Origin of the sequence: Algiphilus sp., from assembly GCF_965216485.1 — a bacterium.
GTDB lineage: Bacteria > Pseudomonadota > Gammaproteobacteria > Nevskiales > Nevskiaceae > Algiphilus.
In genome coordinates this window covers 3,272,821-3,294,009 of sequence record NZ_OZ244162.1, presented here as the reverse complement: position 1 = coordinate 3,294,009, position 21,189 = coordinate 3,272,821, and the positions used below count along the sequence as shown (strand labels likewise).

Below are 21,189 nucleotides of genomic sequence, written 5' to 3'. Positions count from 1 at the left end.
CATGGTTTCTTGTTTCCGCACCGGCATTGCTGCACGGATCACCCTGTTGTGGGCGGTCAGCGGCGCTGCGATCGCCCATTTCCCCTGGGTCGTCCCTGATACGGTGCCCGAGGCCGGCGTTACGGCGCAGGTGATGTTCGGTCATGGCCCCGAAGATGCGCGCCCGCTGGAGGCAGACCGCGTTGCCGAGCTGCACCGGCTTGACCGCGACGGCCGGGTGCAGGCCCTTGCACTGGTGGCGGAGGAGCACTGGCGCGCCGCGATGGAATCCGGGGAAGGGGCTCTGCTGGCAGGGCTGCAGACACCCGGTTACTGGAGCCGCACACCGGAAGGCGGGCAGCGTCAGTCGCGCGCATCGCTGGACAATGTGTCGCACTGCAGTCATTCCCACAACAGTTTCAAGGCCCTGGTTGGTGGTGTGAAAGCATTGGCGGAGGCGTGGACCGCCCCGGTGGGGCACCCTTTGGAGATCATGCCGACCCCCGGCACGACCGCCCCGCTGGCAGTCCGTTTGCAGCTGCGCGGGCAGCCGACCGAGGGCACGCTGACCGTCACCTCGATTGGCGACGGGGCCGTGCAGGAGTGGACCGTTGATCAAGCGGGCACGACGGAGATCTCCCTGGCCGGAAAAGGCCCGTGGTTGCTGCATTCCGAGCACAGAGAAGCCTATGGGGATCCGGCTGTTTGCGACGAGCGCGTCTTTCACGCAACCCTTTACATCAACGCTTCCTAGACCGCCCACCGCCCCTGTCCAAATTGTTTGCTGCTCTTGTCCTAGTCGCTTTTGAGTAGGGGGCAGGCGGCGGGCTATGATCCGTGCCATGGATACCTGGACTCCTCCTCCAGAAAGCACCACGGTGGTGGTTGCGCCCAACGCCAGTCTCACCAAGCGTCAGGCGATCTGGTTCATGGTGAGCATCAGTGCGGTGTCGCTGGGAATTGCGATCTACCTCGCGCTACGCGGCTTCTGGCCGGTGTTGCCCTTCGCCGGCATCGAATTGACCGCCTTGGCCGTGGCGATCTGGGTCAGCATGCGCGACAATAACTACCGTGAAGTCATCCGCGTGAAGGGCGACGAGGTCACCCTCGAGTTCGGCATGCTCGGAGACGGTGCACGCAGCCGCGTTTCGCTGCCACGCGCGATGGTCCGCGTGAGCAGCGAGCGTCGTTTCGCTGGCGAGGAGCACCTGATCCTGATGTGTGGTGCACAGCGTTTCGAGCTTGGGCGTTGCCTTGGGCCGCAGGATCGGCGCTCCCTTGTGCATCGCCTGCGGGAAGTTTTTCGTCCGGGATGGCAAAATACCGAGGCTGAGCCGCCGGCAACGGCTGCCCCCCTGCGTCATGGAGAGTAAAACCGCAATGTCGATGAGGAATTGGCTGGCAGCGCCGCTGCTCTGGGTCGTCGCCTTCGCTGCGCAAGCGCAAGAGGATTACGCCTACTGGAATATGCCGAAGGGCGTGACCGAAATCAGTCGGGACGTCTACGGTCTGCACATGCTGATCTTCTGGGTCGTGGTGGCAATCGGCGTCGGTGTGTTCGCCGCATTCTTCTATTCGATCTGGGCGCATCGCCGCAGCCGCAATCCCAAGCCGGCGACGTTTCACGAGTCCACGACGGTGGAAATCGTGTGGACGGTCATCCCCTTCCTGATCCTGATCGCGATGGCGATTCCGGCCACCGGGACACTGATCAAGATCGAGGATTCCAGTGACGCCGAAATGACCGTCAAGGTCACGGGCTATCAGTGGATGTGGGGCTACGAGTACGTGGGCGAGGACGTGTCTTTCATCAGCCGCCTGGACCGCGAGTCGGATCGTGCGCGCCAGGTGGGGTCAGGGATTGATCCGCGCAGCGTCGAGAACTATCTGCTCGAAGTCGACAACCGCCTGGTGATTCCGACCGACACCAAGGTACGCTTCCTGTTGACCTCGAATGACGTCATCCACTCCTGGTGGGTGCCGGAATTCGGCATGAAGCGCGACGCCATCCCTGGCTTCATCAACGAGATGTGGGCCAAGGTGGACGAGCCCGGCGTCTACCGCGGTCAGTGCACGGAGCTGTGCGGTCGCGACCACGGCTTCATGCCGGTGGTGGTGGAGGCGGTGCCTCCGGAGGAATTCCAGCGCTGGTTGGCTGAGCAGAAGGGCGAGACCGCAGCCGACGCGCAGCCCGAGGCCGCAACAGAAGTGGCTGCCGCAGAATCGGCGACCGCCACGGACGCCGCCGTCGATGCGGAGGCGGAGACATCCGATGCCGCCGCTGCCGACGCACCACTGGACAAGGCAGAGCTGATGGCGGCGGGCGAGAAAGCCTACAAAGCGAACTGCGCAGCCTGCCACCAGGCTTCTGGCCAGGGCATGCCGCCGGCATTCCCGTCGCTGGTGGGTTCTGCGGTGGTCAACGGCGATACCGCGCAGTACATCATGCAGGTGCTGAATGGTAAGAACGCCATGCCGCCGTTCGGGCATTTGTCCGATAAGGAAATCGCAGGAGTCGTGACCTACACGCGCAGCTCCTGGGGTAATGAATCAGGCCCCGTGCAGCCCGGCGATGTGGCTGCGCTGCGCCAGTAAGTAATTAGCGGAGTAAACAGAGATGGCCGAAGCACACGCACACGATCACGCACACGATCATCACGGTCCCGCCAAGCTGTCGGACGGTTTTGGCAAATGGGCCATGCGCTGGATCTCCACGACCAATCACAAAGACCTCGGCACGCTGTACCTGGTCTGGGCCTTTGCGATGTTCTTTGTCGGCGGCCTGATGTCGCTGGTGATTCGCGGCGAGCTCTTCGCCCCTGGTCTGCAATTCGTCGATCCGGAATTCTTCAACCAGATGACGACGATGCATGCCCTGATCATGATCTTCGGTGGCGTCATGCCGGCGTTCACGGGGCTGGCCAACTGGATGGTGCCGATGCAGATCGGCTGCTCGGATCTGGCGCTGCCGCGCGTGAACAACTGGGGCTTCTGGATTCTGCCCTTCGCTTTCGGCCTGCTGCTGTCCACCCTGTTCATGGAGGGTGGTGCGCCCGCCTCCGGCTGGACGATGTACCCGCCACTGGTGCTGCAGACCGGTGAAGCTTTCCCCTACCTGATCTTCTCGATCCACCTCATGGGCATCAGTTCCATCACCGGTGCCATCAATGTGGTCGTGACGATTCTGAACATGCGGGCGCCGGGCATGACCCTGCTCAAGATGCCGCTGTTCGTGTGGACCTGGCTGATTACGGCGTATCTGCTGATTGCCGTCATGCCAGTGCTCGCCGGTGCGGTGACCATGCTGCTGACGGACCGCTACTTCGGCACCAGCTTCTTCAACGCAGCCGGCGGCGGCGATCCGGTGATGTTCCAGCACATCTTCTGGTTCTTCGGCCATCCCGAGGTTTACATCCTGATTCTGCCGGCCTTCGGCATCGTCTCGACCATCATCCCGACCTTCGCGCGCAAGACGCTGTTTGGCTACGCATCGATGGTCTATGCCACCGCCTCCATCGCCTTCCTCAGCTTCATCGTCTGGGCGCACCACATGTTTACCGTGGGCATGCCACTGGCGGGTGAGCTGTTCTTCATGTTCAGCACGATGCTGATCGCCGTACCGACGGGCGTGAAGGTCTTCAACTGGATCGCCACCATGTGGCGGGGCTCGATGACTTTCGAGACGCCGATGCTGTTCGCCCTCGGTTTCGTCTTCCTGTTCACCATCGGCGGCTTCTCCGGTCTGATGCTCGCCATCGCCCCGGCCGACTTCCAGTATCACGACACCTACTTCGTGGTCGCGCACTTCCACTACGTGCTGGTGCCCGGCGCGGTCTTCGCGATTCTCGCGGCGATCTATTACTGGATTCCGAAGTGGACCGGCGTGATGTACAACGAGAAGCTGGGCCAGTTCCACTTCTGGTGGTCGGCCATCTGGATCAACGTCCTTTTCTTCCCGCAGCACTTCCTGGGTCTGGCCGGCATGCCGCGCCGTATTCCGGATTACGCGGTGCAGTTCACCGACTTCAACGTCATCTCCTCGATCGGCGCCTTCGCCTTCTTCATTGGCCAGTTCGTCTTCATCTACAACATGATCCAGTGCATGCGCGGTGTGGGTGAGCCAGCGCCGGCGCGTCCCTGGGAAGGTGCGCACGGTCTCGAGTGGACGGTGCCGAGCCCGGCGCCGTATCACACCTTCGAGAAGCCGCCAGTTGTCGATGACAAGGAAGTGGCTGCCCACGCTTGATGGCTCAGGATCCTGGCCAGCGCCGACGCAACATCCGCCTCGCACTGTTGCTGGTGGTTGTTGTGATCGGCGTCTATGGCGCATTCTTTGTGTCGATGTCCGTCCGTTGAGACCCGATGACCGATAAGGAACGTATCAAGGTGCAAAAGCGGTACCAGGTAGCGCGTCTGCTCGGTACCGTGGTGCTGATGTTCATCTTCGGTTTTGCCTTAGTGCCGCTGTACAACGTCCTGTGCGACATCACCGGGCTGAACGGACGCAGCAGCACCAACTTCGCCGCCGGCGAGGCGCAGGCCGCGCAGCGTGTAGACACTTCGCGCACGGTGAACGTGGAAATCGTGACCACGGTCAATGCCAGTGCGCCGTGGGCCTTTGAAGCCGTGACCCAGCGGCTGACTCTCCATCCGGGCGAGTTCGTGACGGCGCGCGTCATCGCGGAGAATATGGAAGCCAGCGCCAAGACGATTCAGGCCGTACCCTCGGTGCTGCCGTACAAGGCGGCACGCTACGTCCACAAGACCGCCTGCTTTTGTTTCGACCAGCAGCAGTTCGATGGCGGCCAGCAGCGGGAAATGCCCGTGGTCTTTACGGTCGACCCGGAGCTGCCTGCCGAAGTCGAGACCATCACGATGTCCTACACCTTATTTGAGTTGACCGATACGGCCTCCGCGCAGGGTCGATAACCAAGGGGAAACACGATGTCCAGCAACACCGCCTCCTCCGAGGAGCAATATTTCGTACCGGCGCCGAGCGCGCTGCCGTTTGCGCTCACCATCGGTCTGACACTCTTCGTGCTCGGTCTGATTCAGGTGATGGAAGGGGGCGCATCGATGCCGCCCACGCTGTTCCTCGGCATTGCCGTCTCCACGGTCTTCATCTTCTGGTGGTTCTGGAAGATCATCGCCGAGTCCGAGGGAGGGCAGTACGGCACCAAGGTCGACATGACCTACCGTTGGGCGATGGGTTGGTTCATCTTTTCCGAAGTGATGTTCTTTGCCGCCTTCTTCGGTGCGCTCTATTACGCCCGTGCGCTGGCGCTGCCGTGGCTGTCGGGCGAAGGCAACAATCTCTCCACCAATCTCTTCATCTGGGAAGGCTTCGAGGCCAGCTGGCCGTCCAATGGGCCGGCCGATCTCGGCGGGCGCTTCGAGACGATCCCGGCCTGGGACATTCCATTCGTCAACACGCTGATCCTGCTCACCTCCGGTGTGACCCTGACGGTGGCGCATCACGCGCTGAAGGAAAACCACCGGCTCAAGTGCATCCTGGCCATGTGGGCCACGGTGGCGCTTGGCGCGATCTTCCTGTTCTTCCAGGTCGAGGAATATGTGCACGCCTATCGGGACCTCAACCTGACGCTGGAATCGGGCATCTACGGTGCCACCTTCTTCATGCTGACGGGCTTCCACGGCCTGCACGTGACGCTCGGCACCCTGATGTTGCTCGTCATTACCTTGCGTCTGATGAGAGGGCATTTCACGCCTGATCGGCATTTTGGCTTTGAGGGCGTGGCTTGGTACTGGCACTTCGTCGACGTCGTCTGGCTCGGACTTTTCGTCTTCGTCTACGTCGTCTGACGTAGCAGCCGCAAGCGCATCACAAGGGGGCGGGGCGCGACAGCGTCCCGCCCCTTCTCATGTCTGCCTTCAGAAAGCGTTGGGGCGCAACCACCCCATGAGAACGGAAACGGCAAACACCACGATGAGTGCAATGGACAAGGCCACACGAAGCTTCAGCGCATTCAAGGTGCGCCGTCGCGAACTGTCATCGCGCACCAGGAACACCATGCTGAAGCCCAGCGAGATCACGATGGCCACCAGCAGCGCAATGATGATGAAACGTGGATCCATGATGGACTCGGAAGCAATGAGCGGAGCAGTGTATGCCTGAGCGCCGCAGTTCGTCCGGATTGCGCGCCTTTCGTCCACCGCTGTGGGCATGGGTGCTGACGCCTGCCGTGATGGCCGTCATGGTTTCGCTGGGCTTCTGGCAACTCGACCGCGCTGCAGAAAAGCAGCAGTTGCAAGCGGACTTCCACGCGGCGATGCAGCAGGCGCCGCAAGCCATGCCGGTTCCGGCGCCGGCAGCAACGACCGCGCCCGCGCATGTTGTGGTGCGCGGGCGCTTTTTGCAGGAGAAGCAATTCCTTCTGGATAGCCAGATCCAGGACGGTCAGGCCGGTGTGCGTGTTTGGACGGCCCTGCAGCGCGACGAAGGCGGCATTATCCTTGTCGACCGTGGGTGGATTGAGGATCCGGGCAGGGACACAGCCACGCAATGGCCGATTGACGGCGCGGAACGCGATGTCCAGGGCTTGTGGCGTCCCTTGCCCGCGGCAGGCCTGAGCGTCTCCAATCGCGTTTGTGCCGAGAACGGTCCCCCGACACCGCGTGTGCAGTATCCAACGCATGCGCAATTGACCTGCGCTTTCGAGGGCCGCTTGGCTGATGGCTTGCTGCTTCTGCATCCCGCTGAACCGGATGGCTTCCAGCGCGACTGGGCACCGGATTATCTGCGTCCCGAAGTGCACTGGGGCTATGCCGTGCAGTGGTTCGCCTTTGCCATCGCCCTGCTCGTGATCTTTATCGTCGTCAACTGGAAAAAGCGATGAATGACTCTTTCGAACGAGCGGCCCAGAATCGCGGCCGCAAAAAATTCCTGCTCATCGCTGCGGTTTTCGCTCTTCCCGTTCTTGCGTCCTGGCTCCTGTTCTTCGCATTCCCGCACTGGATACCGGCGGACACGACGAATCGCGGGGACCTTGTGCAGCCGGGTCGGCCGACCATCGAGCTGCCGCTGGTGAATGAGGCCGGCGAGCCCGTCCGGCTGACGAACCGGTGGAGTCTCGTCCTCTTTGATGATGGGGATTGCGGCCGCGTCTGCGCCCAGCGCCTGCTGATGACTCGTCAGCTTCGTCTGACCCTCAACAACCGCATGACGCGTCTCGACCGAGTCCTCATCGTACCGCAAGGCACTGATGTCACGGCGCTGCATGCGCTGCTGGATGCCGCCCATCCGGATCTGCGCATTGTGCTCGACCAGGGAGGTGAAGCCAGCGCGCTCTTTGGTCCGCGCGGTGCCCCACCGGCAACAGGGTCGCTCCATCTCGTGGATCCCATTGGTAACTACATGATGCGGTACGCGCCCGGCTTCGAAGCAGAGCCGCTGCGCAAGGATATCGTGCGCCTGCTGCGCGCCTCACAGATCGGATAAACATGAACCAGAACGGAAGGCTGTCATTGTGGTTCCGGCGTGTCGCCGGTGCGTCTGCCCTTTTTGCACTTTGCGTTGTTGTCTTCGGCGCCTTCGTGCGCCTCTCCGATGCCGGTCTCGGTTGTCCAGACTGGCCCGGCTGCTATGGCCATTTCGGTGTACCCGAGACCGAGGAACATATTCAACGCGCGGAGGCCACCTTTCCTGAACGCCCGGTCGATGCCACCAAGGCGTGGATCGAGATGGCCCATCGCTATATCGCCAGTCTTCTTGGTGTGATGATTATCGGTCTCGTCATCATGGCCTGGCGCGGGCGGCGCGAGGGGCTCCCGCTGCGCGTCAGCGTCGGCTTGCTGGCCCTGGTCATCTTCCAGGGCATCCTTGGCATGTGGACGGTGACCCTGATGCTGAAGCCGGCAGTGGTGACCGCGCATCTCATCGGAGGCATGACGACCTTGTCGATGCTGTTCTGGTTGTGGCTGACACAACGACCCCAGTCGCGACACCCCGCGCCACCCGGTCTGCGTAGCTTGGCGGTAGCTGCACTCCTCGTGGTGGCTGTCCAGATCATCCTGGGCGGCTGGACATCGACCAACTACGCCGCGCTGGCGTGCACCGAGTTCCCCACCTGTCACGATGGCGAGTACTTCCCCGCGATGGATTTCAAGGAAGGCTTCGTAATCTGGCGCGGGATCGGGCAAAATTACGAATATGGTGTGCTTGAGCACCCGGCGCGCACGGCCATTCACACGGTCCACCGGCTGTGGGCCATTGCGGTGACGCTCGTTGTCGGTACCCTGGCGGCTCTGTTGCTGTTGCGCGGTCAGGGTGGGCAACGCGCACTGGGGCTGATGGTCGGTGCGGCGCTGGCGCTGCAATTGCTCATCGGGATCAGTATTGTCGTGCTGCATCTGCCGCTCGGCCTGGCCACCATGCACAACGCAGGTGCGGCGCTGCTGCTACTCAGCCTCGTCGCCACGTTACATACACTTTGGAGTGCACCGAGAGGCAGGGAACGCGCATGAGGACGGCGACCTTGACCGACAAGCTACCGGCCGCGACGCGGCATCGCATCAGCGACTACTACGCGCTGTGCAAGCCGCGTGTGGTCATGCTGATCACCTTCACCGCGATGGTGGGCATGCTCCTGGCCAGTCCGGGCATGGTCGATCTCGGTGTATTGGTGTGGGGCTCCGTCGGCATCACCTTGATGGCGGCAGCTGCCGCAGCCTTCAACCAGATCCTGGACCGCCAGGTCGACGCGCGCATGGCGCGTACCCGCCGGCGCCCATTGGTGACGGGCCAATTGGGCATGCTCGAGTCCGGTGCCTTTGCCGTTGCCATCGGGGCACTCGGCTTCGCCTTGCTCTATGCGCTGATCAACCCCCTGACGGCGTGGCTGACGCTTGTCACCCTCATCGGCTATGCGGGTGTGTATACCCTCTACCTGAAGCGTGCCACGCCGCAGAACATCGTCATTGGCGGCGCCGCTGGCGCTGCACCGCCGGTGCTTGGCTGGGCCGCAGTCACCGGCACCATCGATCCGCACGCACTGCTGCTCTTCCTCATCATCTTCGTATGGACGCCGCCGCACTTCTGGGCGCTGGCCATCGAGCGTCGCGACGAGTACGCCGAGGTCGACATCCCGATGCTGCCGGTCACCCACGGCATTGAGTACACCCGCACGCAGGTGCTGCTGTACACCATCCTGCTGGTGGCGGTGACGATGCTGCCCTTCGCAACCGGCATGTCGGGCATCATCTACCTGTGCTCCGCGCTCGTGCTTGGCGGTGTGTTTCTGGTCTATGCGCTGCGCATGCGTTTCGCGCCGGTACCGGGGCTGCCGATGCGCACCTTCGGCTATTCCATCGTTTACCTGATGGCATTGTTCACTGCGCTGCTGGTCGATCACTACGTCGCGGTCTGGCATGGAGTCGCCTGAACTCAGTACCCACATACTGAATGGCGAAGGCGCGCGCGCCCATCTGGAAGATCTTGCGCGGCTGCGCATCGCTGTCTTCTCGGAATGGCCGTACCTCTACGACGGCAGTCTGCAGTACGAGCAGGACTATCTGGAGCAGTACCTCCGGGAGCCGCGCAGCATGATCGTGCTGGTGCGAGACGGCGAGCAGGCCGTGGGCGCGTCCACGGCACTGCCGCTGGAGTCTGCCGAAGCGGAAATGCAGGCACCCTGGCGAGATCAGGGGGTCCCGCTGGAAGAGGTTCTCTACTTCGGTGAATCCGTGGTGCTGCCGGCCTATCGCGGCCTGGGGCTGGGCCGCCGCTTCTTCGCGCTGCGCGAAGGTCATGCCAGCACCCTCGGCCGCAGTCGCTGCACTTTCTGCGCGGTCCAGCGGCCGGAGAGTCACCCGGCGAGGCCACCAGATTACGTGCCCAACGACGGCTTCTGGCAACGCCTCGGCTACGTGCGCCGGGACGATATGGTCTGCCATTTCCCGTGGGTGGATATCGGTGACAGCCAGGAGAGCAGCAAGGCGCTGGTGTTCTGGGAACGACGAATCGCGCCGCCCGTCAACTCCACCGGGCAATCTTCCTAGCGGGAAGCAATCACGCTCCGTCCAGCCGAACCGGTGTTTCGAAGCCATTCGGCTTGATCGCAAGAACGGCGCAGCGCAGCCGGTCGATCACGTTCTCAGCAGTGTTGCCAATGAACAGGCCGGCGATGCCCGTGCGTGCCACTGTGCCCATGACAACCAGGTCCGCATCGACGTTCTCGACCACCGCAGGAATCTCCTTGTGCGGGGGGCCCATTGGCATGTGGACGCGCGGAGACAGGTAGGCATAGGCCTCCTCGCCGACCAGCTCGCGCAACTTGCGGCTGAGCAAATCCATGCCCAGCTGGTGACTGCGGCGGGTGCCCTCGATGATTTCGCGCTCCGCCCTGTCGTGATCGCTGGCCCACAGACTGACGAAGCCTGCCTGCGGCGCCTCCCAGGCATGGGCCAGATGCAGCGCCGCGAAATCCGAAAGGGCGAGTGAGCCGGCGATATGCAGGATATCCTCGTTCAGCCGTCCGGGGTCCGCGCTGGGGTCATCGGGATCGATATCGACGGCGGCAACGATCTGTGCGTAGTTCGTCTTGTCGCCAGCCTTCATGATCCACACCGGGCATGGGCATTTGCGCAACAGATGCATGTCATCGCTGCCAAAGAGCCGCTCCAGCCACGGCGGGTCTTCCGCCACTTTCATGACCAGATCGTGTCCATTGCGTAGCACGGCCCGTATCGCTTCGAGAAAGCGCGTGCCAGCTAGACTCTCATAGCGAATGTCCACGCTCTCGCGGTGCGGATCGATCAAGGCTTCGAGGCGCCGGTGCCGCTCCTGCATGACTGCCTGCATCAGCGCCTCGGCGCGTGGTGCTTCCTTGGGGAGCCCCGCCATGGAACTGATCGCCGGGAAGACGTCCAGCACCAGCAACTGCGCCTGATTGTTCTGCGCCAGCGACACCGCACGCGCGATGCCCTGATCCTCCTCGTCGAGTGACTGGCACAGGTAGAGAATGTTCTTGAACGGCTTCATGGTGCGATTCCGCTTGCTTCGAACTGGGTCTGGGAGGATTCCATCAAGCGCTGTGCGGCGCGTTCGGCGGCATCCGAATACGGCAGCAGCACCAGATGGACGCCTTCGGCTTGGAGACGTTCGGCATCGTGCTTTGATGCCGCGGCCATTGCTGTACGGCCCTGGAAGTTCTGTGCGCGCAGATCGCGCAACAGCGTCGTGTTGATGCCGCGGTCGCGCACCGTGCTGACGATCCAGCGTGTCTTTGCCAAGGGCAGGCTGGCCAGAAATTCCGGATCGGCGGCATCGCCGTAGTGCACGCGGTAGCCATCGCGGACGTGACCGGCCACTGCGTCCGGGTCGAAGTCGACCGCGAGCAAGCGACATCCCTGTGCTCGGAGGCTGGAGGCCATGGTGGCACCGTAGCGGCCGAGGCCAATCAGCAGGATATCGATGTCCTTCAGGTCGTCCATTGGTTCATCGAGTTCGCGGAAAGGAACACGGCGCTCGAAGACCGAGAGCCAGGGTGCCAGACGCCGGTAGAGGGCGTGCGAGTAGAGAATCATGTAGGCAGAGACGCTGATGGTCACGAGCCCCACCAGCGTGATCAGACTGACCGTCTCCTCGTCCAGGTGCCCCAGGCTGAGCCCCAGCGCGGCCAGGATCAGCGAGAATTCGCTGATCTGCGCGACCGTCAAGCCCGCCAGAAAGCCGGTCCGCTTGCGGTATCCCATGGCGCCCATGATGATCATCACGATCACGGGGTTGCCAATCAGAACGAACAGGGAAAACACAGCAGCCGCACCGATCTGGGACCCGACCATGCTCAGATCAAGTACGGCGCCGAGTTCGATGAAGAAGAACAGCAGCAGGAAGTCGCGCAGGCTGACCAAGCGTGCGGCGACCTGTTCCCGGTAGGGCGTGGAGGCGATGGAAATCCCGGCGAGGAAGGCTCCGACCTCCTTGCTGAAGCCAAGCCAGTCCCCGACAGCGGCACCAAGGACCGCCCATGCCACGGCGAAGAGCATCAGCAGTTCGGAGGAATGCGCCAAGCGGTGCAGTAGCGGCGGCAGTACGTAACGCATCAGCAGCGCCACGGTGAGCAGCATGGCCGCACCCTTGAGGGCAATCAGCATGGCTTCCCGTCCAAGGCTGGTGTCCTCTCCGGCGGGTTGGCCGAAGGCCGTCAGGCCGATCATCACCAGCACGACGACAATGTCCTGCACGATGAGAAAGCCGATTGCGATGCGGCCATGCAGCGAGTCGACCTCGCGCTTGTCCGAGAGCAGCTTGACGATGATGATGGTGCTGGAAAAGGTCAGTGCCACCGCCACATAAATTGCGCTGATGTGGGACATTCCCAGACCGAGCGCGATCAGATAGCCCACGACCGACGTGAAAAGCACCTGGCCCAGTCCAGAGACCAGGGCCACCGGCCCCACCGTGCGGATGACGTGGAGGTCGAGTTTCAGGCCGACGATGAAGAGCAGCAGAGCAATGCCGAGCTTGGCGAAGAGTTCGATCTCGCTGCTCGGATCGACCATGCCGGTCACGGAGGGCCCAAGCAGAATGCCGACGACGATGAAGGCGACAATCAGCGGCTGGCGCAATACCTGTGCCAGCGCACCGCCAATGACCGCCAAGCAAAGAATGACGCTGATCTGAACGAAGACGCTTTCGAACATGGCGTAGAACCCGGGACCAGCTCCTATCCTAACCGCGCTCTTCGGCCGACGCCTGCATGCGCGCCAGGGCGGAAGTCGCAACCTGCTTGCAGGCCGTCACCATCGGTGGCGGAAGTGGCCGGACGCCAGGCCGGCCAATAAAAAAGCCGCCAGTAGGCGGCTTTTGGGAGCAGCTTTCGGCTGAGGACTAGGCTTCAGCGATGGCGCCGCGCAACTTCTTCATCGAGGCGGATTCGATCTGACGGATGCGCTCGGCCGAGACGCCGTACTTGTCAGCCAGGGTCTGAAGGCCCTGCTTTTCCTGGTCGTCGCCGTGCAGCCATCGGCTGTTGATGATGTCGCGGGCGCGGTCGTCCAGGCTTTCGATGGCCTTGCGCAGGCGGCTCTCCTGGCGGTTCTGCCACTCGCCCTCGGCTAGATCGTCGATCGGATCGGCGCTGTGGTCCGTGAGCCACTGCTCGGGCGCGTAGCTGTCCTCGTCGTCCGCCGACTGCAGGTTGAAGGAGACATCGGCACCGGACAGCCGCGATTCCATGGCCAGCACATCCTCGGGTCGCACGTCGAGGTCATGAGCGACATTCTCGACTTCCTCGCGGTTCATCCAGCCCAGACGCTTCTTGGCGCGGCGCAGATTGAAGAAGAGCTTGCGCTGGGCCTTGGTCGTCGCCACCTTGACGATGCGCCAGTTGCGCAGAATGAATTCGTGGATTTCGGCCTTGATCCAGTGTACAGCGAAGGAAATCAGGCGCACGCCCACCTGCGGGTCAAAGCGCTTGACGGCCTTCATCAGGCCGACATTGCCTTCCTGGATGAGGTCGGCCATCGGCAGGCCGTAACCCAGATAGCCGCGGGCAATATGAACGACGTGGCGAAGATTGGAAAGCACCAGTGCCTGCGCGGCCTGCAGGTCGTTCTGGGCCTGCAGCCGTTCGGCCAGCTCGCGTTCCTGCTCGGCTTCGAGCACAGGAATCTCGCGCACGGCTGCGATATAGCTGTCGAGGCTGCTCGCCTGCAACGCGGGCAGACGGTTGCCATAAACGGTCAGAGCGTTGGCTGTGGACATCGTTTGATCCCCTTGCACGGACGCAATATTAGCAGTCGCGTCAGTAGACTGCTAATGTCGCGAATAGTTCCCTCGACCCTGGCGCCTCACGCCGGCTCGACCACGCGCAGCTGTCGCAACACGGCACCCCAGGCACCCAGGAGCCCCAATGTACACCCTCCGAGCAGCACCGCAACCACCGCGGACGCGCTCGGTCCGGTGAGTACGAAATCGCTGCCGTAGCTGCTCGCCAGGCGTTGCACGGGCGTCTGTAGCAATAGCAGGGCGACGCCGACCAGCACCAGCGCCACCAGGCCGCCGATCAGACCGTGCCAGAAGCCGCTGTACAAGAAGGGACGCTGGATGAAGCGGTCGGGCGCACCGATCAGCTTCATCACTTCGATTTCCTCCCGACGCGCGGCCACATCAAGCCGAATCGTGTTGCCAATAATGACCAGTACCGCGGCTGCCAGGGTGAGGGCGAACAGGCCGACGGCCTTCTCCAGCAGAGTGAGTAACGCGGAGAGACGCTCCAGCCATTGCATGTCGAGCAGTACATCCTCGACTGACTCGTGCTGCGCCAAGGCGCTGCGCAGTGCTTCCACCTCCTGCGTGTCGAGTCGCGCGGCGGGCGTGACGATCAAGGTCGCCGGCAGCGGGTTGTCGGGCAGCATGGCCACGGCCTCGCCCAACCCGGAATAGGCCTTGAATTCGGCCAGCGCCTGCTCGCGGGTCAGCGTTTCGACTTGGTGCACATCCGGACGTGACTGCAGCTCCGCCGCCAGTGCACGCAATGCCGGCTCGGAGACGCCGTCGCGCACGAAGACGGTGATGCGCGCGCCGTGCTGCCAATCCGATCCGACGGCGCCAAGATTGCTCACCAGAACGTGCAGCGCCGTGGGCAATGCCAGGGTGACCCCGAGGACGGCGGTCGATAGCAGGCTGGCCAGTGGCTGCCGCCACAGCCGGCCGAGGGCGTCGAAGCAGGCGCGGCCGTGGGCACTCAGCCAGCGTCGGTGCGGTGGGGGGCGATCACTGCCACGCAGTCCGCTCATGGCGTCTCCGGAGCCGGGCTCACGATGCGGCCGTGGTCCAGCGCAATCTCGCGGCACGGCATGCGGCGCACCAGATCGAGCTGATGCGATGCAATCAATACCGAGACCCCGACCTCATTGAAACGCCGGAAGAGATGCATGATCTCTGCCGAAAGGGCAGGGTCGAGATTGCCCGTCGGCTCGTCCGCCAGCAGCAGCTCCGGCTTGGCGACGATGGCCCGCGCAATCGCGACACGCTGCTGCTCGCCCCCGGAGAGCGTCAGGGGATAGGCACGTTCGGCCCGCAGCAGGTCGACCGCGTCCAGTGCCGCGCGCACGCGTCGGGCGATGTCCGCTGGATAGAGGCCGCGAATCACGAGTGGCAAGGCCACATTGTCGAACACCCGTCGGTCGCTGAGCAGGCTGAAGCTCTGGAAGACGATGCCGATGCGTTGACGGAAGGTGGCGACGCGGCGACGCGGGAGGGTGCGCAGATTGACGCCACCCACCTGGAGCTGGCCCTTGTCGGCGCGGTCCAGGCCGGCGATCAGCTTTAGTAGCGTGGACTTGCCTGCGCCGGAGGGCCCAGTCAGAAAGGCCATTTCGCCGCGTGCCAAAGTGAAATCGATCCCGCTCAGTACCTCGCCGCTGCCGGGGTAGCTGTGGCAGAGCTGCTCCATGCGGATCATGCTGTGCGAGGTCGTGGACATGGCGCGCTCAGCGGTCGTGGCTGGCACTGGCACCGTCCACCAGTGCGCGCGAGAAGGCGGCAGCATTGAAAGGGATAAGGTCGTCCACACTCTCGCCAATGCCGATGTAACGTACCGGCAGGCTCAGTTGCTTGGCCAAGGCCAGCAGGATGCCGCCGCGCGCGGTGCCATCGAGCTTGGTCACGGCCACACCGGTCAGGCCGAGGGCCTCGTGGAACTGCTTGGCCTGCACCAGTCCATTGCCGCCCTGGGTGCCGTCAAGGACCAGCAGGCTCTCATGCGGCGCATAGGGATCGTGCTTCTGGATCACGCGCTTGACCTTGCGCAGTTCCTCCATCAGATGCGCCTGCGTATGCAGACGTCCAGCAGTATCGGCGATGATCAGGTCGGCGCCACGCTGCGTCGCCGAGGTCACCGCGTCGAAGATGACGCTGGCCGGGTCGGCGCCCTCCTGCTGCGCGACGATGGGAACGTCAATGCGCTGTGCCCATTGCCGCAGCTGATCGGTGGCGGCGGCGCGGAAGGTATCGCCTGCGGCCAGCAGGACCTTGCGGCCCTGCGCCTTGTAGTGGGCCGCCAGCTTGCCGATGGTGGTGGTCTTGCCGGAGCCGTTGATGCCCACCACGAAGAGGATGTACGGCCGGATGAAATCGGGAATCTCCAGCGGCTGTTCGACCGGCTGCAGCCACTCCGTCAGCAGTGCGCACAGGCGGTCGCGCAGCTGCTCGGCCGTCTTGACCCGGCTGGAAAGGACATCGGCACGCAGCTTGTCCACGAGCCACTCGGTGGCCTCGATGCCGGCATCGGCCCCCAGCAGTCGCATCTCGATTTCCTCAAGCGCTGAATCATCGAGTTTGTCGCGCGTGAACAGACGATTGAGATCGTAGGTCAGCCAGGAGTCACCCCGATTGAGTTGCGCACGCATGCGCTTGACTAGGCTTTCGTTGCTCATGGTTCCAAGGTTGTGGTGTGCAGCAGCAATGCACCGGGCGCTTCCGATGCCCCATCGACATCGCGCGCGGCGCGGCGTAGCTGCGTGTTTGGAAGCCCGCCCAACCAGCGTTGCGCCTCCGGTGCATTGCCCTCAGTGTAGGGCACGCGCAGAACACCGAGTATTCGGCGCGTGGTCACGAACTGCAGTGTGCCCAGCCAGACCGGCTGTTGCTCGATGGTAGCGGGGGCGCGCCAAAGATAGAGCACGGCGAGTCGATCCGCCTGCGCGGTCTCCTGCTGGAACATGGCCTCGGGCAGCTGCAGGCCGCGTTGCCGAGGAGGCAGGGGGAGCTGCGTGATGGGCGTGCGCATGGACAGCGTGCGTAGCGCCGACGTCCAGCTCCAGGGCGTGGTGGCTTCCCAACCTGCCGCCGTCAGCACGCGGTCACGCGCCGCCGAGGTGGCCCGCCACTGGATCTGGACCGGTGGGCCGTCAAAGGGGCTGCGGGGTGCCGCGTCGAGCAATTCCGCCGGCAGCCCCGACCACCACCATTGCTCGTGCGCGATGGCTTGCGGGTCCGGTAGTGGAGTCGACCGTCGGAGATCGTCGGGCCAGAGCACGGTCGCTGCCGCGATGAAGCTCATCGCCACGGGAGGCAGCAGACGTCGTGCCAGCACGGGTTGTCGCCGATGGCGGCGATAGCCGATACCCAGGGCCAGCATCCATAGCGCCCCGAGCGCAAGGCACGCCAGTGCCACGGAAGCCCATTGACGGCCAACGTAGAGCTGCGCCGCAGCGATGAGCGCCGGCATGGTGAAGGCGACGCGATAGTAGAACAGGCTCAGGGGGGTGCCGCCTGGTCGCGCCAGCAGCAGCGGCAGTAGGCCGAAGAGGGCGCAGGTCAGGATCAGGTCGGCCCCGCTATAGGCTCGCGTGGTGGCGCCCGCGAAGAAATCGGCCGGATCCGCCGCCTGCAGGCCGCGCGAGAGGCCCAGACTGATGATGCTGGCAAAGCCCAGGGCAGCCAGAACGTGGGCGGCTGCGCGTCCGCGGCGCAGGGCGAACAGCGTGATCACCAAGGCGGTACTCGTAGTCAGCACCACGGTGACATCACCGAGATGGGCAATGCCTTCGGCAATGGTGACTGCCCAGGGCGTCTGCAGGGCGGCCATTTGTCGATAAACCGCCACATCGATCGCCATCGGAACATCGCGCGCAGGACCCCAGCTCAGCTGCAGGGCGGTCCAGCCCACTGCCAGCAACAGGAAGGCAATGAGCAGCAGGGCGGGCGTCTCCGGATAGCGCGGGTCCGCCAGCCAGCGCGGCAGCAGCCCGAGACGGCGATGATGCGCCGACCAGGCCATCAGATCGTGCAGCCAGCGCTCGGCGTGGAAGGTCGAAAAGCGCACCAACACCGTGGTGACCCAGGCAATGCCACCGATCAGCGCGATCAGGCCGATGAGGACCAGCACCAGACGTGTGGCCACTTCGGCCGCCAGCTGCAGCGAGGCGCCCAGGGCCACGCCAGGGAGAATGAAAACCAGCGCCCACAGCAGACAGGAGAAGACAGTCCAGGCGGCAAAGCGCAGCGGGGGCATTGGGGTGGCACCGGCAATCATCGGCCCCACTGGACGCGTCGGGCCAAACAACCGCGAGGCGACCAGCGCGAGCCCGCCACGCCGGTGAAAGAAGGTACGCGTACGCATCACGGTGTGACGGAAGCGCGCCATGCGGCGATGGGCCGTCAAGCGGTCCAGATAACGCTTGCCGAGCCAGTAGTTGAAGGCGTCGCCCAGTGCAGCGCCTGCGGCGGTAGCGAGCACCGCTGGCCACAGGCTGAGGGCATCCAGCGCGATCAGCGCCCCGATGCCGAGCAGGACCAGATAGCTCGGCAGCAGAAATCCCACCAGCAACAGCGCATCGAAGAAGGCGGCAAAGGCAAGCAGGCCCAATGCCGCTTCGGGATGGGCCGCGATCCAGTCGAACAGCGGCTGAAAGCGCTCCATGGAACGGCGGTCGGGCCGTTCCTAGAGGCGGGCGAAGACCGCGTCTGCCGCTTCCAGTACGACCTCCAGCTCCTGCGCGCCGTGCGCGGCTGAGGCAAAGCCGGCCTCGAAGGTCGAAGGGGCGAAGTAGACGCCGCGTTCGAGCATGCCGTGAAAGAAGCGCTTGAAGGCTTCGCCATCGCAGTGCGTGACCTGCGCATAGCTGCGCACGGGGGCCTCGGCGGTGAAGTAGAGGCCGAACATGGCACCCAGATGCTGGGCTGTGAAGGCCACTCCATGCCGCTCAGCCGATGCCTGCAGGCCCTCACACAGTGCCTGGGTATGGCGGCTGGCGCGGGCATGCACTTCGTCGGTGATCGCGCGCAAGGTGGCCAATCCGGCTGCCGTTGCCAAGGGGCTGCCGGACAGGGTACCGGCCTGATAGACCGGGCCATCCGGAGAGAGCTGATCCATCAGCTCGGCGCGACCGCCAAAGGCACCCACCGGCATGCCGCCGCCGACGATCTTGCCAAGCGCGGTGAGATCCGGCTTCACGCCGTAGAGTGCCTGCGCGCCGCCGGGGTGCACGCGGAAGCCGGTCATCACCTCATCGAAGATGAGCAGGGCGCCGTACTGGTCACACAAGGCGCGCAGGCCCGGCAGGAAATCCGCATCGGGCGGCACCAGGTTCATGTTGCCGGCCACCGGCTCGACGATGACGCAGGCAATGGTCTCCGGCTGCGCCTCGAACAGCGCACGCACGCTGTCGAGGTCGTTGTAGGTGGCGGTGAAGGTATGGGCCGCCAAGTCCGCCGGTACGCCGGGCGACGACGGTACGCCGTGGGTGAGCATGCCCGAGCCCGCCTTCACCAACAGGCTGTCGCTGTGGCCGTGGTAGCAGCCTTCGAATTTGATGATGCCGTCGCGTCCCGCCGCGGCGCGCGCCAGCCGCACGGCCGACATGGTCGCCTCGGTGCCGGAACTGTTGAGGCGTAGCTTCTCCATGCTGGGTACGCGCTCTCGAATGGCTTCGGCCATCTCGATCTCGGCGCGGGTTGGAGCGCCAAAGCTGATGCCCGCCTCGGCCTGTGTCTGCACGGCTGCGACCACGTCGGGATGCGAATGGCCAAGCAGCATCGGCCCCCAGGACCCGATGTAGTCCACATAGCGGTTGCCGTCGACGTCGGTCATCCAGGCGCCCTGCGCGCGCTCGATGAAGCGCGGCGTACCGCCCACCGAGCGGAAGGCACGGACGGGGGAGTTCACGCCACCGGGAATGGATTGCTGGGCACGTGCGTAGAGCGCTTCGGATTGCGTCATGGCTCCTGCGTCTTTCCTGTCGATGTCTGGAAGGCGGCAGTGTAGGCCGCCGCGGCGCTGGCCACATCCTGTGTGTCGAAGACACCGGCCACCACGGCCAGCAGATCGGCCCCGGCGGCGACCACCGTGGGGGCATGGGCGGGTGTAATGCCGCCGATGGCGCACAGGCGGATGCGGAGAGCGGCCCGCGCTGCGCGCAGATCATCCAGCCGCGCCGCCGGTGCACTCGGTTTGGTCTGGGAGGGAAACAGTCTGCCGATTGCGGCATAGCTGGCCCCTTCGGCCTCGGCCTGCATCGCGCGTTCGGGCATCGGTCCACAACTGATGCCGACGATGGCGTGCGCACCCAGCGCCTGGCGCGCCGCATCCACGGTGCCGTCGCTGCGGCCGAGGTGGACGCCGTCGGCACCGATCACGCGCGCCAGGTCGATGTCGTCGTTGACGATCAACGGAACGCCGTGGTCTCGGCACAGCGCGCAGAGCGCCTCGGCGCGGGCCAGGCGTTGGCTGGCTGTGGCCTGCTTGTCACGATACTGAATCATTACGGCGCCGCCCCGCAGTGCGTCGCGCACGCCTTGCTTCAGGACTGTGGCGTCGCGGCAGAGCGCGTCGGAGGTGATGGCATAGAGGCCGCGCGGGGTGGGCGCGGCAGTCATGGCGTGACCGGCCCCTGGCGCAGCGGACTGGGCCGACCACCGCCGATGACCTTGGGGCTGCCCAACCAGCGATGCACCTGCGCGCTGGCCTGATCGATGGCGGCTTCGGCGGGCAGGCCGCGCGCCAGCAGCGCGGCGATGCTGGCGGCCAGCGTGCAACCCGCGCCGTGGTAGCTCTGTGCCCAGCGCGGGCGATGGAGCGCGCGCATGGTGCCGTCATGCCAGTGCCAGTCGGTGCGCGGCGCCGTACCGGCTTCGTCGCCACCGGTGACCAGCACATGGGCCGGGCCGCGCGCGCCGAGGGTTGCAGCCGCCTCGGGCAGTGCCTGAACACCACTGAGCAGGCGTGCCTCGGCGGCATTCGGGGTGACGACAGTGGCCAGCGGCAGCAAGGTATCGAGCAGTGCGCGCGCGATCGGCTGCCCGGCCAGTTCGGCGCCCCCGCCGGCCTGCAAGACGGGGTCGAGCACCGTTGGCAACTGCCAGCGGCGCACCCATCGGGCGGCGATCTCGACCTGCTCAACGCTGCCCAGCACACCGAACTTGACTGCATGGATTTCGCAATCAGCATCCAGGCGCTGCAGCTGGGCTTCAAACCATTCGGGGTCGAGGGCGCGCACGGCGTGGACGTTGCGGGTGTCCTGGATGGTCAGCGCGGTCAGTGCCCCCATGGCGTGCGCCCCCCAGGCGTGGCACGCCTCGATGTCGGCGTGCAAACCGGCGCCGCCGCTGGGATCGTGGCCGCTGATACAGAGGACGATGGGCGGATGTTGCGGTGCAGTATGTTCCACGGCTTATGCACAAACTCGGAGCAGGGGGATCTGTCAAGCTTTTTCTCGGCCGGTCCGGATCGCGGCGTGCCGAGT

22 protein-coding genes are annotated in these 21,189 nt (G+C 64.3%); 11 read left to right on the top strand and 11 right to left on the bottom strand.

Annotated elements, in window-relative coordinates:
- The first annotated feature begins 1 nt into the window (after position 1).
- The 6 genes from ACOOFO_RS15175 to ACOOFO_RS15150 all read left to right on the top strand — a co-directional run bounded on the left by ACOOFO_RS15175 (position 2) and on the right by ACOOFO_RS15150 (position 5,802).
- The gene (locus ACOOFO_RS15175; RefSeq protein ID WP_420427590.1) at positions 2-733 is read left to right on the top strand and encodes a DUF4198 domain-containing protein; all 732 of its coding nucleotides are present in this window, start codon (positions 2-4) and stop codon (positions 731-733) included.
- An 88-nt stretch (positions 734-821) separates the two neighbouring features.
- Positions 822-1,352, top strand: a complete 531-nt coding sequence (locus tag ACOOFO_RS15170; RefSeq protein WP_420427589.1) for a DUF2244 domain-containing protein — start codon at positions 822-824, stop codon at positions 1,350-1,352.
- A gap of 7 nt (positions 1,353-1,359) precedes the next feature.
- The gene (coxB, locus tag ACOOFO_RS15165) at positions 1,360-2,574 is read left to right on the top strand and encodes a cytochrome c oxidase subunit II (RefSeq protein WP_420427588.1); all 1,215 of its coding nucleotides are present in this window, start codon (positions 1,360-1,362) and stop codon (positions 2,572-2,574) included.
- A 22-nt stretch (positions 2,575-2,596) separates the two neighbouring features.
- On the top strand, positions 2,597-4,225 hold the full coding sequence (ctaD, locus tag ACOOFO_RS15160) for a cytochrome c oxidase subunit I (protein WP_420427587.1): 1,629 nt from the start codon (positions 2,597-2,599) through the stop codon (positions 4,223-4,225).
- Between the two features lie 116 nt (positions 4,226-4,341).
- The gene (locus tag ACOOFO_RS15155; RefSeq protein ID WP_420427586.1) at positions 4,342-4,908 is read left to right on the top strand and encodes a cytochrome c oxidase assembly protein; all 567 of its coding nucleotides are present in this window, start codon (positions 4,342-4,344) and stop codon (positions 4,906-4,908) included.
- A gap of 15 nt (positions 4,909-4,923) precedes the next feature.
- Positions 4,924-5,802, top strand: a complete 879-nt coding sequence (locus ACOOFO_RS15150) for a cytochrome c oxidase subunit 3 (RefSeq protein WP_420427585.1) — start codon at positions 4,924-4,926, stop codon at positions 5,800-5,802.
- A 69-nt stretch (positions 5,803-5,871) separates the two neighbouring features.
- On the opposite strand, the gene ACOOFO_RS15145 is transcribed toward ACOOFO_RS15150, so the two are convergent.
- Positions 5,872-6,075 carry a DUF2909 domain-containing protein gene (locus tag ACOOFO_RS15145; RefSeq protein WP_420427584.1) on the bottom strand — a complete coding sequence of 68 codons (204 nt, stop codon included), beginning with the start codon at positions 6,073-6,075 and terminating at the stop codon, positions 5,872-5,874.
- A gap of 32 nt (positions 6,076-6,107) precedes the next feature.
- Between ACOOFO_RS15145 and ACOOFO_RS15140 the strand changes: the two genes are divergently transcribed.
- Genes ACOOFO_RS15140 through ACOOFO_RS15120 form a run of 5 tightly spaced genes read left to right on the top strand, consistent with a single transcriptional unit; the run spans position 6,108 to position 9,996 of the window.
- A complete protein-coding gene (locus ACOOFO_RS15140) occupies positions 6,108-6,836 on the top strand; it encodes an SURF1 family protein (protein WP_420427583.1) in 729 nt (242 codons plus the stop codon).
- On the top strand, positions 6,833-7,438 hold the full coding sequence (locus ACOOFO_RS15135; protein ID WP_420427582.1) for a hypothetical protein: 606 nt from the start codon (positions 6,833-6,835) through the stop codon (positions 7,436-7,438). The genes ACOOFO_RS15140 and ACOOFO_RS15135 overlap by 4 nt, the downstream gene beginning before the upstream one ends.
- A 2-nt stretch (positions 7,439-7,440) precedes the next feature.
- Positions 7,441-8,463 (top strand): COX15/CtaA family protein, encoded by a 1,023-nt coding sequence (locus tag ACOOFO_RS15130; protein WP_420427581.1) that lies wholly within the window; start codon positions 7,441-7,443, stop codon positions 8,461-8,463.
- On the top strand, positions 8,460-9,380 hold the full coding sequence (cyoE, locus tag ACOOFO_RS15125) for a heme o synthase (protein ID WP_420427580.1): 921 nt from the start codon (positions 8,460-8,462) through the stop codon (positions 9,378-9,380). The genes ACOOFO_RS15130 and cyoE overlap by 4 nt, the downstream gene beginning before the upstream one ends.
- Positions 9,367-9,996, top strand: coding sequence for a GNAT family N-acetyltransferase (locus tag ACOOFO_RS15120; protein WP_420427579.1), 630 nt, complete (start codon positions 9,367-9,369; stop codon positions 9,994-9,996). Before cyoE ends, ACOOFO_RS15120 begins: the two co-directional genes overlap by 14 nt.
- A gap of 10 nt (positions 9,997-10,006) precedes the next feature.
- On the opposite strand, the gene ACOOFO_RS15115 is transcribed toward ACOOFO_RS15120, so the two are convergent.
- The 10 genes from ACOOFO_RS15115 to thiD form a co-directional block, all read right to left on the bottom strand.
- A complete protein-coding gene (locus ACOOFO_RS15115) occupies positions 10,007-10,978 on the bottom strand; it encodes a universal stress protein (protein WP_420427578.1) in 972 nt (323 codons plus the stop codon).
- A complete protein-coding gene (locus ACOOFO_RS15110; protein WP_420427577.1) occupies positions 10,975-12,642 on the bottom strand; it encodes a cation:proton antiporter in 1,668 nt (555 codons plus the stop codon). The genes ACOOFO_RS15115 and ACOOFO_RS15110 overlap by 4 nt, the downstream gene beginning before the upstream one ends.
- A 187-nt stretch (positions 12,643-12,829) precedes the next feature.
- The gene (rpoH, locus tag ACOOFO_RS15105) at positions 12,830-13,705 is read right to left on the bottom strand and encodes an RNA polymerase sigma factor RpoH (RefSeq protein WP_420427576.1); all 876 of its coding nucleotides are present in this window, start codon (positions 13,703-13,705) and stop codon (positions 12,830-12,832) included.
- An 86-nt stretch (positions 13,706-13,791) separates the two neighbouring features.
- Positions 13,792-14,739 (bottom strand): permease-like cell division protein FtsX, encoded by a 948-nt coding sequence (gene ftsX / locus ACOOFO_RS15100; protein WP_420427575.1) that lies wholly within the window; start codon positions 14,737-14,739, stop codon positions 13,792-13,794.
- Positions 14,736-15,407 (bottom strand): cell division ATP-binding protein FtsE, encoded by a 672-nt coding sequence (gene ftsE / locus ACOOFO_RS15095; RefSeq protein ID WP_420429802.1) that lies wholly within the window; start codon positions 15,405-15,407, stop codon positions 14,736-14,738. The genes ftsX and ftsE overlap by 4 nt, the downstream gene beginning before the upstream one ends.
- 28 nt (positions 15,408-15,435) lie before the next feature.
- Positions 15,436-16,380 (bottom strand): signal recognition particle-docking protein FtsY, encoded by a 945-nt coding sequence (gene ftsY, locus ACOOFO_RS15090; protein ID WP_420427574.1) that lies wholly within the window; start codon positions 16,378-16,380, stop codon positions 15,436-15,438.
- Complete coding sequence (locus tag ACOOFO_RS15085; RefSeq protein WP_420427573.1) at positions 16,377-18,368, bottom strand: DedA family protein; 1,992 nt, start codon at positions 18,366-18,368, stop codon at positions 16,377-16,379. Before ACOOFO_RS15085 ends, ftsY begins: the two co-directional genes overlap by 4 nt.
- A gap of 21 nt (positions 18,369-18,389) precedes the next feature.
- Complete coding sequence (gene hemL / locus ACOOFO_RS15080; protein ID WP_420427572.1) at positions 18,390-19,667, bottom strand: glutamate-1-semialdehyde 2,1-aminomutase; 1,278 nt, start codon at positions 19,665-19,667, stop codon at positions 18,390-18,392.
- On the bottom strand, positions 19,664-20,323 hold the full coding sequence (gene thiE, locus ACOOFO_RS15075) for a thiamine phosphate synthase (protein ID WP_420427571.1): 660 nt from the start codon (positions 20,321-20,323) through the stop codon (positions 19,664-19,666). The genes hemL and thiE overlap by 4 nt, the downstream gene beginning before the upstream one ends.
- Complete coding sequence (gene thiD, locus ACOOFO_RS15070; RefSeq protein WP_420427570.1) at positions 20,320-21,114, bottom strand: bifunctional hydroxymethylpyrimidine kinase/phosphomethylpyrimidine kinase; 795 nt, start codon at positions 21,112-21,114, stop codon at positions 20,320-20,322. Before thiD ends, thiE begins: the two co-directional genes overlap by 4 nt.
- Positions 21,115-21,189: the final 75 nt, after the last annotated feature.